The following is a 12,443-nucleotide window of genomic DNA, read 5'->3' as shown; positions in this document are numbered from 1 at the left end:
GTTACATCCCCTTATTGTAGGACATTTCCCAGAACATATATTCATATTTACTAGTATTAATAAATATTTCTTCTAATTTTTTAAGTTCCTTCTCTGACATATCTTCTGCAAGGTCATCTACTAAATCTATTACCCACTGAGTTAACTCTTCATATTCTTTTGATATGTACCCTCTTATCCATTCACCATAAAATTCATGTTCTATAGAATTAGGAATTTTACTTAAATGTCTTCCTATTTCTAAATAACTCCACATACAAGAAAGTAATGAGACTGTAAGATCTGCTAAATTACCTGTATGTGCTACTGCAAGCATATAGTGAGTATAAGAAATATTATCAAGACTAGCTTTAGCATTTTTTATTTCTTCCTGGGTAATTCCAAGTCTTTTCATATATGAACGATGAATACTCATTTCACCATTTAGTATGCCATTTACCATAGAAGAAAATCCCTGCATAACTTCTTCTGTATCAGCTTTAACAACTCCTAATGCATAAACCTTAGCATAATCTAATAGATATAGATAATCTTGAATCATATAATATTTAAATTTGTCAACCTCCAAAGCACCAGTACCTATTCCCTTTACAAAAGGATGTTCATAATAAGATTGCCAAATTCCTTCTACACTTTCATATAATTTTTCTGAAAACTTCATTTTAAAACCCTCCATATTTTTTAGATCACAGATAACAGAGTATAGATAAAAAATTTTTTCCACTTTATTAAAAAATTTAAAATTAAAAGTTAGGAATTGAGAATGAATGTTAACAAATCACTTTCTAATTTACTATTTAAACTTTTCATAGCGTAAATAAAAGCCTCTTCTTCTATGTTCTATTTTCTATAATCTGATTTTTAAAATTAAAAAAGGTACAAACCTTAAAAGAGGTTTGTACCTATATTCTCCAAAAATATATAAAGCCTCTTCCTACGCTGGTATTATCCAGATCAGGTTATAGGGTCTAAGAATCCAGTTCTTACTCTCAGCTGGCAACACCAGCCCCCCTGGGATTATTATACTAATTCACATTATTTATTTTTTCGCACAATGTCATATTACTACAATATAGCTATATGGTCAATAGGTATATTGTGTACATTGTCTAGTTTCCGATTTTAACCAATAATTTATCTTTTAATTTATTCATAATTTGTTAGTAATTTCATTACTTATTCCTCATATTAATACACATACTAAAAATGCAGTAAAATTTAAAAATTTAAGGAGGCAATTAAAATGTTTATTCAAAACAGAAAAAAAATTATAGTATTAACTCTTTCACTGGTGCTAGGGATAAGGTCTAATGTTTTTGCAATGTATACACCAGAATTTAGGGAAGTTACTCAACCTATTAATAAAACAGAAAAACAAGATGAAAGTATAAGACATCCTAACAAATTTAGAGATGGACAATTTAAAGGACTTTCATCAATAGAAGAATTAAAATTAACAACTGAAGATATTGAAAATGCAAAGAAATCTGGTAAAACTATATTTGACATAGAAAAAGAAAAAAATGACATGAGTCCTGATCAAGTTAGATCAATAATTATTAAAGCAAAAACTGATAATATAAATAACAAAGTTACTGAAGGCAAACTAAATAGAGAAAAAGCTGATGAGATTATATCAAAAATGAAGTTAAACATAGAAAAGTGGGATGGGAACTTTAATTCATGTAAAAAAAATAATTTAGAAGAAGCACAAGAAAATAATAGATAAAAATCTATAAATATAATAAAGAATAAATATGGTAAATTTAAAATAATAATTACTATTATAAAATTATACATATTTATTCTTTATTATTTATACTTTCTTATTTCAAAACAATGAACTCTCAATAATTACTTACCTATGGTTTTTATTAAATTATGATTTAAAATATCATCAGAATACTTAAGTTCTTCCAAAGCTTTTTTCTTCTTATCTTTTAACTCAGTTGTCTCAGATATTGTGTTTCCTGACTTTATATCATAATAGGTATCTGTCCATGAAACATAAAAAATCTTTCCATCTGTAAATGAACCATTTCTAAAGATTACTTTTCCATCTGAAGTATTTAATATATCCTTGCCTAACATATATTTATTAGACAAATTAAATATGTTTGCTAATGTAGGATATAAATCCATTTGTCCTGCATAGGTATGATTAACACCTTTATATTCATCATTAGGAAAATGTATTAACATAGGTACTTTTTGATACTGAAACCATTGTAAATCTGTTGCATTTTTAATGCCTTCAAACTCATATAGTTGTTCAATATTATCTTTTGGAATAGCATTATGATCTCCATAAATGACAACAATTGAATTGTCAAGTAGTCCCTCGTTTTGAAGCTTGTCTAAAAACATTCCTAATTGAGCATCTGTATAATGGATTCCCTTTAAGTAATTTCCTAAAAGAGTATTTTCATAATTTCCTACATTAAAGTTTCCATAACCCTGTACATCATCATAAGGAAAATGACTACTTAATGTCACTATAAATGAGTAAAAAGGCTGCTTTAATCCTTTTATTTTATCAACAGATTGGTTCAAAAATGATTTGTCACTTAATCCAAGTCCTACTTTTTCATCTATATTAAAGCTATTTTCTCCATAAAAATTATCAAAGCCTTCTGTATTATACATAACATTTCTGTTCCAAAAGCCTTCTATATACCCATGGAATGCAGCAGTATCATATTCATTTTCCTTTAGTACTTTAGGTAATGAATTAAGTGTATCCCCTGTATATTGATAATAGGCCGATCCTGATGCTGCAGGATATAATGAATTATTTGACATAAATTCAGCATCAGATGTGTTTCCTCCAGCTACTTGGTAAAAATAATTATCAAAATACATACTTTTATTTATCCATTTATTTAAGTTTGGAGTAATTTCCTCACCATTTATTTTGCTGTTAATTACAAATTGCTGAAGAGCTTCTACTTGAATAACTATTAAGTTTTGTCCAGTTCCTACTCCAGAAAAATTTTTACCTGTAGATTCATTTTTATTTGCTAAAAAAACTCCTATTTCATTTTTTCTACTATCAGGAACGTCTTTCATATTATTAATTTTATTATTAATAAAATTATAACTATCTAAAACGTGAAAGTTAATATTCCCCAGTACTTTTGTTAAATAAAGCTTATTACTCATAGTTTTAATTAATAAAGGTTGTTCCTTAGAAAATGCATAAATAAATTTACCATCAAATGTAATACCTAAAACAATTAACAATGTGAAAACCATGAGTCTAAATCTTAGTGAAAATTCTTTTCTATCAATCTTTTTGATTATTTTCATTATTGGAATAAACAATATTATATCTATTAAATAAATAAAATCTCTTGCTTTTATTAAAGCTCCTAAACTTGATGACACATCTTTTAGTAAAAAACTATCTTTAATTGCTGCTATGGATATAATATCTTTGAAATAACTATAATAAACAGTATCTGCAAATAAAATTATACTAATAATTATGTTCATTATATAAAGAAAACTTATTCTAGCCTTATTTTTAAATAAATAAGATATTGCAACAATAGGTAAAATAGAAGCTATCACAGGCGGCTGTAAAAGCTTTGCATCAAAATACTCTGGTGAAATTTGTTTTCCATAATATAATATCTTTGCTGTAACTATAATTAAAAACGAAAAGACTTCCCAATGACCTGTCCATTGTATTCCCATATTATAAATCATATTATTTAAGCCATCATTTGACTTAGTTTGTCCTGTATTTCTAATATCCATACATACCTCCAATATATCAATTTAACATATCTTATATAACTTATTGCTTACATAATTAATACTATCTTCTGAACATGGCAACTACATCACAGCATTGTTAATAAATTGTAAACAAGAGCTGTAAAAATATTTCTATTTATCAACACTCTCTTATATTATTATCATTTCACACAATATTTTTTTAAATGTTGTAGCAATTTATGTATTTATTCATACTATATTATTGTAGTAAATTTTATGGAGGTATTTTATGGATTCCTTAAACTACAACAACGACATTAATGAAGGTGCATTCTCAAATTATTATCAACCTGAAAATATAAACTATACTGCTTATCCTATTATGGATGAATACGATGACTCGGACGAATATGATGCCCAATATAGGCAGAGACGTCCTAGAAGACGTAGATATCCTCGTTACCCTTATTTCTATCCGTACCCAATTTTCTATCCTCAACCATACTACTATCCACCATACTACTATCCACCATACTATTATCAAAGACCATACTACTCCCCATATTAAACATATAAATACTAAAAAGCGCATCAGTTCAATTCTGGTGTGCTTTTTTAATTTTCTTATCAAATACACATTCAAACACAGAAGTTTATAAAAATATTTTTAGTAAATTACAAATAAGAAAATCAATCCACATTGTTCATAATTTGTTTATATTTTTATCACCTGGTTGACACACACCACATGCATACTAATCTCATAAAGAAATAAGAAAACAAATTTTAGGAGGTAACAAAAATGATTAGTAAGAAATCAAAAATAATAGCTGCATTAAGTCTTTCAATGATGATTGGTATTGGCTCCAATGTTTTTGCCGCAACAAATTCAACTTCCAAAGAAACTAAAAAAACTAATAAGATGATAGAAATGTTTAAAGATAAAAAAGGTGCAGGATGCTTCTCAATTGAAGCTTTAGGATTATCAAAAGAAGATATTTCTGCTGCAAAACAATCTGGTAAAACTATATTTGATTTAGCAAAAGAGAAAAAAGGTATGACTGCTGATCAAGTTAAAGCTGCTCTTATAAAGGCTGAAACTGATAAAATAAATAAAAAAGTTTCAGATGGAAAGCTAACTCAAGAAAAAGCTACTGCTATGATAGCAAAAGTTACAGAAAAAATAAACAATTGGGATGGTTCTATAAAATATTTTAATCACAATGATAAAGATAAAAAAGGTGCAGGTTTCTTCGCAATTGAAGCTTTAGGACTATCAAAAGAAGATATTGCTGCTGCAAAGCAATCTGGTAAAACTATATTTGATTTAGCAAAAGAGAAAAAAGGCATGACTGCTGATCAAGTTAAAGCTGCTCTTATAAAAGCTGAAACTGATAAAATAAATAAAAAAGTTTCAGATGGAAAGCTAACTCAAGAAAAAGCTGCTGCTATGATAGCAAAGATTACAGAAAGCATAAACAATTGGGATGGTTCTATAAAATATTTTAATCACAATGATAAAGACAAAAAAGGTGCAGGTTTCTTCGCAATTGAAGCTTTAGGACTATCAAAGGAAGACATTGCTACTGCAAAGCAATCTGGTAAGACTATATTTGATTTAGCAAAAGAAAAAAAAGGTATGACTGCTGATCAAGTTAAAGCTGCTCTTATAAAGGCTGAAACTGATAAAATAAATAAAAAAGTTTCAGATGGAAAGCTAATTCAAGAAAAAGCTACTACCATGATAGCAAAGATCACAGAAAGAATAAACAATTGGGATGGGAGCTTAAGTCCAGCAAAACCAGAAAAGAAAGAACATACTAAAACAAATTCAAAGGAAAACTCTAAAACAAAAGTAAATTCTAAAACAACTTTAAAAGCTCAAGCACAGAAAAAAGCTATTTAAAAAGCACCTAAAAAAAGTAAATAATAAAAGGAGATGGCTCTCTAGTGAGCCTCTCCTTATTATACTTTATTCTTATCTACATTATCTCTTTACTATTACTTTCTTCATTTGAATTATCACAACAACTTCCCCTTTTGTTTCCCATAAACATCATTAATATCATCGAAATCATCATTAGTGGACATAAAAACGGTACTATCCTTGCAATTATATTAGCAACACTAGGACTAGCCTTTGCTATAAATGGTAAAACTCCAACAATAATTATAGGTAAACCACAACAGAGAATCATGTGTAATATATGTTTTAGCATACTATGATTATTTACTTTCTTTTCTTTATTATTTCCACAGCAATTCATAATTTCTCCTCCAATGTACTTTCTATAATTTTTAAAAGCCATTTGCTTTAACTGTATTGTATATTACTTATATAAAGAACATATGAAGAAAATATTTAATACTTAAAACTATATATACGTTTATTATTTGAATTTATTCAATGAACCCTCTTGTGTGCATTTTTTCTGCATTATAGAATAATGCCATGCCTGTTTTCATTTTTCTAAAACCCAGATTTTCATAAAAAGCTTCTTTACCAGGTGAAGCATATAATATAAAATTACATTTTGGTATAGATTTTAAAATGCTATTAACAATTGTTTTCCCCATATTTTCACCCTGATATTCAGGTAATACTGCTACATCATAAATTGCAGCTTGATAAATTCCATCTGATATTGCACGACCAAAGCCAATCAGTTTCTCATCATCAAAAACAAATACAACAGTATAACTATTTTCAAAGGCTTTCTTATGCACTTCCCCTTCAAAATATGCCATTCCAACCTTTTTCAATATGTCAGATACACAATTCCAATCAATATTTGAACAATTACATTGAATCCTAAGTTTCATCTTTTCTCCTCCTAGAAGTAATTCTATAAATTAAGTATAACTGATTACGCTAGGTAAGGCGCAAGAGAAATCTTTAGAAGAAATATTATTCTCTATTAGTAATTTGTAAATAGGTATTAATTGCATATTCTAAAGCTGCAGGATTTCTATTCTTGATTTCTTCTGTTAAATTCTCCTCTGTAAATCTCAACTTCGTCCCTCCTTAAAAAAATTTGTTATTTAAAAATATTATTTTCTTAATATGTGTTACTCATATTAATAATACTGTTTATTATCCAAAAATCTCCCATATATTTTAAAAATAGTATTAACATAATGCATTTACTAACTATAATAATTTATCCAAAGAATAAAAAAGATAGAGATGAAGTAAATTTCTCTATCACAAATTTCTTATCACTTATTATCATCATCATGATATATTAATTTCATAAGAAGATAATGCATTATTGGCATTAAAATCAAAATCATAATAGAATAACCTATCAATTTAGTATAAAAATAATTATCCTTAAATGAAATCTTTTTTCTTAAAAAATACACTACCATTAATGTAATTATTCCTTTAATATTCACATATGTAATTTTTAAGATTCTCTTTTTCAAAACTCTTCCCTTCAATTTCGCATTATTCACATGTAAATTATAACATTATATTAGAATTAATGGTATAATTTACATATAAATAAATTGCACCTTAATACACGCTTTTAAATTATTAGAAAAAGAGAGCATATATACATTTGCATAAATCAAATATATATGTCCTCTTTTTAAGTTAAGAGTATAGGATATCACTTACCTACTGCATTATTAATCACCAAAAAATAAAAATATCCTAAGATTTTTCTTAGGGTATGATTAACAGCGCTGAGTTTACAATACGCTTTACAGTTAAGTACTATATTTGTTTCTAGATCTATTACTATATTATTCCCAAGCTTTCGTTTACCCTTTTATTTGATCTAGTCGAAGCATCTAGTATTTTTTTATAAAGAGAATCTTCACTATACCCCTGCTTTAAATATTTATTTTCATAATATTCAAAGGGTAAATTATAGTTATTAATATCTAAATGTCTTGCAAGTTTTCTATCTCTCATTAATTTTCTAGCTTGAGTTCTATACTTGTTTCTTAAAAAATGAGCTTGCATAGCTTGATCTTTTATGGGTAACGATTTATCTATCTTATTGATAATATTTTTATCATGATAATTATACCATATTCTTACTTGTACATTACTTAACTTTCCCATTAAATTTTTGTTTTCTATAAAATCATTAGCTTTTAAAACCCTTTTAACCTTTCTCTATCTTATTTCTATAACTAATATAGTATACTCTATATATTGAAATCTATCAAATGAAAGTAACTTCTTGTTTTTTTATAACTATTACCTGACTCCTAGCTACCCATCTTTTATTTTCCCATCAAAAATATATCCAATAGCTCTAACTGATTTTATAAGCCTAGGATCTCTCTTATCGTCCTCAATCTTCTCTCTAAGCCTTTTCACATAAGTTGTAACTGTATTTTCATCATACATATCACTTTTCCACACATTATTTAATATCTGTTTTCTTGAAAGAACCTTTCCAGCATTTTCAGCAAAGTAAATCAAAAGATTATACTCTGTTACTGTAAGATTGATTTCTAAATTCTCCTTTAAAACTTTATGTGAATTCTTGAAAATTTTTATTTTATCAAATTCTATCACCTCATTTTCGGTATTGCTTGTTACATTTCCATATTGGTTATAGCGCCTTATATGTGCTTTAACCCTTGCAACCAGCTCTATTGGATCAAATGGTTTTGTTATATAATCATCCGCTCCTATACCAAGTCCTAATACCATATCATACTGGGATGAATTTGCAGTTAAAAAAACTATTGGTATATTAGTTCTTTCTCTAAAAATCTTGCAAAGGTCAATACCATTTAGTTCATTCATATTTATATCAAGTAAAATAAGGCTTATAGAATCATCTAGCTTGTTTATTGCAGTCTCACCACTATATGCAGTCACCACCTTTAAACCATATAACTTCATAAATTCTGAAATCATGTGAACAATGGATTTATCATCATCAACAACTAATACTTTGTCCATAACCTCTGCCCCTTTTGACATAATTTGATAATTTAATTTTATAATTTAATCTTAACATAAGAAAATTAATTAATCTATAATATTTCCAAAATATAATGACAATTCTGTGACAAATAAGAACCAAAATAGTGTGAATAGTTAAAAAATACTCTTATTTTGTATATAATAAAGAAAATTCAATAAATATCAAGGAGGAGATACTAATGGAAAATATGAATCAAAATACGTCCACCAATTTAAAGACAGCTAGTACCTTTGCAAGATTTATTGGGTACAGTTTAATAGGTATTTTTATGTTCTTTGTCCCATTAAAAATGTGGGGACAATCCTCTATTCCTATAGATCATATTGTAACTGGTCTTAAAATGCTTCTTGGTCCTTTAACTTCTATTTATGCACTAATTATGATTGTTTTTGGTGCTGCATATCCATTTATTAAGAAAACTTGGAATAAGGATATAGTAACTATTGTTTTCTCAATATTAAAAATTTGTGGTATAGCTATTGGATTTATGGCATATTTCAAGATTGGTCCAAGCTGGATGTTTCAAGCTGATATGGTTCCATTTCTTTTTGATAAACTTGTTATTCCACTTGGATTAATAATTCCAATAGGAGGAGCATTTCTTGCTTTTTTAGTTGGTTATGGATTCTTAGAATTTGCTGGAGTATTTATGCGACCTGTTATGAAACCTATATTTAAGACACAAGGAAGATCAGCAATTGATGCAGTTGCATCCTTTGTAGGAAGTTATTCTTTAGCACTGCTCATAACAAATAGAGTTTTTAAAGAAGGTAAATATACAATAAAAGAAGCATGTATTATAGCAACAGGATTTTCAACAGTATCTGCTACGTTTATGATTATAGTTGCAAAAACATTAGGAATTATGAATATGTGGAATACATATTTTTGGGTTACCTTGGTGGTAACTTTTGCTGTAACTGCCATAACAGTAAGACTTAGACCTCTTAGAACAAAAAGTGATTCCTATATTACCGAAGTTGGTGATCCTGAACCAGAAATTAATAGTAATTATTTTGAAAACGCTTTAAATGAAGGTTTAAAAGTTGCTTCAGCTTCACCTAGTATAGGCAAATGTGTATGGGATAATTTTAAAGACAGTATTGTAATGACAATGGGAATACTTCCATCAATTTTATCTGTTGGACTTTTAGGTCTTGTTCTTGCAAAATTTACTCCTATATTTGATGTACTTGGATATATATTCTATCCATTTGTAAAACTTCTTCAAATACCAGAAGCAATGCTTACATCAAAAGCTGCAGCTGTTGGTATCGCCGAGATGTTCTTACCAGCTCTTATTGTTAAAGATGCTCCAATAGTTACTAGATTCATAATAGGTGTTACATCAATTTCTTCAATACTATTTTTCTCAGCTTCAATACCATGTATTATGTCAACAGAAATTCCTCTTAAACTTTCTGATGTTGTAATTATATGGTTTGAAAGAACACTACTTACTATAATCTTAGTAACTCCTATAGCATTTTTACTTTTTTAACACAATTTATTAAATATTTCTACAATTTATGATAGAATTAAAGTGTCTTTATTGCAAAGGTTTGCAATGTAGGCACTTTAATTTTTTTAATATGAATTTTCTTTTCCTGTCTCTACATAAAATTTTAACTTTAAAATTCAGGAGGATTGATATGAAATTACGAACACGAATTACATTAATTATATGTACCATGATCCTTATTTTAATGGCATCTCTTGGAACAATAATATATATTAAATCTGTATCCATAATTAATAAAGGTTCTGAAACTCTTATGGTATCACAACTTGACAGAGTGCAGGAGAATATTGATTTACTTGTTAATATAAACAAACTTGAAACAAATGCATTAGCACTTGATAAAAAAGTTGAAGCCTTTATATCAAACAAAGCAACATCATTTGATATAAACTGTTATTTATCAGAACTAATGGATAAAAAAAATAAGCTATACAGCTATTATATGGATTTCTTTATTTTAAATAAAAATGGAAATATTATTGCTTCCTCTATGCCATCTGCTATAAATACAGACTTGTCTAATAGAAATTATTTTATACAAAGTGCAAATACTAAATCCACAGTTACAAGTGATATTTTAATTGGAAAAGTAAATGGTCAACTTATTGTAAATACTGTATCTCCAATAATAAATTTAAAAGGTGAGCTTTTAGGATATGCAGGAACATCTATTTATGCTGAATATTTTTCAAAACTTGCAAAAAATCTTACCCTAGGTCAAAAAGGTTATTATGCCATTGTTGATTCAAAAAATTTAGTTTTATCTCACCCAAATAAGAACTTAATAGGAAAGGAATTTCCTTTTAATATTGACCATAAAAACTTCGAAAAAAACAAGAAACAATTAATAAAGCAGACAGTAAGTATTAATGACAAAGAAAAAGAATTTCAAATACTAAAGCTTATGAAAAATACAAATTGGATTTTGATCGCTTCTTTTCCCAAAAAAGATATGTATTCTGAGTCAAAATCATTTCTATATAGTGTACTTATAATAACTGTTATCGCTCTTATATTTGCAATGTTTATTGGGATATATGTAACTAAGAGGATATCTGTTCCTATTGTTACCATGACTGAATATCTTAATATTATTTCAAAAGGTAATTCAATTATAGATAAATCAATATCTGAATCCATAGAAATACTAAAAAATAATTCTAAAGAGGCTGATAAAAATGACTGTTATAAAAACATTGAAAATGATGATTACGATGAAATAGGGAGGTTTCAAAAATCCTTTAAAGATGTAAAAGGAATAATCTATATTATGTTAAAAAAATTTGAAAAAGAAAGTAGTGAACTAATTAAGTCTTCTGAACAGCTAGCACTTACTATTGAAGATCTATCAATGGGAACAGGAAAATTTATTTCTACATTATCCCATGAATTAAAAAATTCAATAACAGTTATAAAGGGATATTCAATGGGACTTAAAGAAGGGATTATTGAAGATGAATCTGTAAAAAAAAGCTTTATTAACGGAATATATGTTAGAACAAAAGAAATTGAACGAATTGTATATGATGTCTTAGATTCTGCCTATGAAGCAAATAAAGATATGAAACTATACAAAGAAAAAATTGATTTGAAGAACTTCGTCATAGAACTTACCACAAATGCTAAAGAATATGTGGAAAACAAAAATTTGAATTTTGAAAGCTATACAGATATTAAAGGTGGAATGCTTAATATTGATAAAGTCAAAATTAAAAGAGTTTGGAGCAATCTTATTAGTAATGCTGTTAAATATTCAAAACAGGGATCATTAGTAACTATACACATAACTCAGCAATGTAGTATGATAACATTTACAGTAGAAGATGAAGGAATTGGTATAAGTGAAGATGATATGAAGAAAATATACACCATGTTTTACAGAGGAATGAACTTAAAGCAAAAAGGCTATGGTCTTGGCCTTTTTATTTCAAAATCCATAGTTGAAGCTCATGGTGGTGAACTTAATGCTAAATCTGAAGTTGGTAAAGGTAGTGTATTTTGGTTTTCTATTAAGTTAGATGATTGTGATGAAAAATATAAGAGGAAACTTCAATCGTCCATCAAATAATTCTTAAGTTTAGTTGTAATTGCATTAAGAACTCCAAATGTGAACCAATATAATTATAACCACTCTAGGACTTTAGTTTTCAATTATCACCACTATTCTTGATTTTAAAATAAAATTAACATAGCACAGATAAAGAGAAAAATTTCCTTGTCTGTGCATATTTTTTTCAACA

12 protein-coding genes and 1 riboswitch are annotated in these 12,443 nt (G+C 27.5%); of the genes, 4 read left to right on the top strand and 8 right to left on the bottom strand.

What is annotated here, in order from left to right; genetic code table 11:
- Nucleotide 1 precedes the first annotated feature (1 nt).
- On the bottom strand, nt 2-661 hold the full coding sequence (gene tenA / locus T514_RS0100675; RefSeq protein ID WP_027623010.1) for a thiaminase II: 660 nt from the start codon (nt 659-661) through the stop codon (nt 2-4).
- 252 nt (nt 662-913) lie between these two features.
- Nucleotides 914-1,023: riboswitch (TPP riboswitch) on the bottom strand.
- A 220-nt stretch (nt 1,024-1,243) separates the two neighbouring features.
- Between tenA and T514_RS0100670 the strand changes: the two genes are divergently transcribed.
- Nucleotides 1,244-1,729: a hypothetical protein gene (locus T514_RS0100670; protein WP_027623009.1), complete on the top strand. Its 486-nt coding sequence runs from the start codon at nt 1,244-1,246 to the stop codon at nt 1,727-1,729.
- Nucleotides 1,730-1,854: 125 nt separating this feature from the next.
- On the opposite strand, the gene T514_RS0100665 is transcribed toward T514_RS0100670, so the two are convergent.
- A complete protein-coding gene (locus tag T514_RS0100665) occupies nt 1,855-3,711 on the bottom strand; it encodes an LTA synthase family protein (RefSeq protein WP_027623008.1) in 1,857 nt (618 codons plus the stop codon).
- Nucleotides 3,712-4,160: 449 nt separating this feature from the next.
- Entirely contained in the window at nt 4,161-4,295 is a 135-nt protein-coding gene (locus T514_RS27485; protein ID WP_278246502.1) for a hypothetical protein, read from the bottom strand.
- Between the two features lie 230 nt (nt 4,296-4,525).
- Here T514_RS27485 and T514_RS0100655 point away from each other — a divergent pair, with 230 nt between their 5' ends.
- Nucleotides 4,526-5,629, top strand: coding sequence for a hypothetical protein (locus T514_RS0100655; RefSeq protein ID WP_027623007.1), 1,104 nt, complete (start codon nt 4,526-4,528; stop codon nt 5,627-5,629).
- A 76-nt stretch (nt 5,630-5,705) separates the two neighbouring features.
- Here T514_RS0100655 and T514_RS0100650 read toward each other — a convergent pair whose 3' ends face one another.
- The 5 genes from T514_RS0100650 to T514_RS0100625 all read right to left on the bottom strand — a co-directional run bounded on the left by T514_RS0100650 (nt 5,706) and on the right by T514_RS0100625 (nt 8,656).
- Complete coding sequence (locus T514_RS0100650) at nt 5,706-5,990, bottom strand: hypothetical protein (protein WP_027623006.1); 285 nt, start codon at nt 5,988-5,990, stop codon at nt 5,706-5,708.
- Nucleotides 5,991-6,123: 133 nt separating this feature from the next.
- Complete coding sequence (locus T514_RS0100645) at nt 6,124-6,546, bottom strand: GNAT family N-acetyltransferase (protein WP_027623005.1); 423 nt, start codon at nt 6,544-6,546, stop codon at nt 6,124-6,126.
- A 396-nt stretch (nt 6,547-6,942) separates the two neighbouring features.
- Complete coding sequence (locus T514_RS0100635) at nt 6,943-7,122, bottom strand: hypothetical protein (RefSeq protein ID WP_156939766.1); 180 nt, start codon at nt 7,120-7,122, stop codon at nt 6,943-6,945.
- Between the two features lie 349 nt (nt 7,123-7,471).
- On the bottom strand, nt 7,472-7,801 hold the full coding sequence (locus tag T514_RS23560) for a hypothetical protein (protein WP_242850538.1): 330 nt from the start codon (nt 7,799-7,801) through the stop codon (nt 7,472-7,474).
- A gap of 153 nt (nt 7,802-7,954) precedes the next feature.
- Nucleotides 7,955-8,656 (bottom strand): response regulator transcription factor, encoded by a 702-nt coding sequence (locus T514_RS0100625; RefSeq protein ID WP_051541664.1) that lies wholly within the window; start codon nt 8,654-8,656, stop codon nt 7,955-7,957.
- A gap of 203 nt (nt 8,657-8,859) precedes the next feature.
- Here T514_RS0100625 and T514_RS0100620 point away from each other — a divergent pair, with 203 nt between their 5' ends.
- Together T514_RS0100620 and T514_RS0100615 are read left to right on the top strand one after the other, a co-directional pair.
- Nucleotides 8,860-10,182, top strand: a complete 1,323-nt coding sequence (locus T514_RS0100620) for a nucleoside recognition domain-containing protein (RefSeq protein WP_051541662.1) — start codon at nt 8,860-8,862, stop codon at nt 10,180-10,182.
- Nucleotides 10,183-10,333: 151 nt separating this feature from the next.
- Nucleotides 10,334-12,271 carry an ATP-binding protein gene (locus tag T514_RS0100615; RefSeq protein WP_027623001.1) on the top strand — a complete coding sequence of 646 codons (1,938 nt, stop codon included), beginning with the start codon at nt 10,334-10,336 and terminating at the stop codon, nt 12,269-12,271.
- The last annotated feature ends 172 nt before the right edge of the window (nt 12,272-12,443 follow it).

This window comes from Clostridium lundense DSM 17049, assembly GCF_000619945.1.
Taxonomy (GTDB): domain Bacteria; phylum Bacillota; class Clostridia; order Clostridiales; family Clostridiaceae; genus Clostridium_AO; species Clostridium_AO lundense.
This window is presented reverse-complemented; position numbering and strand designations above follow the sequence as displayed.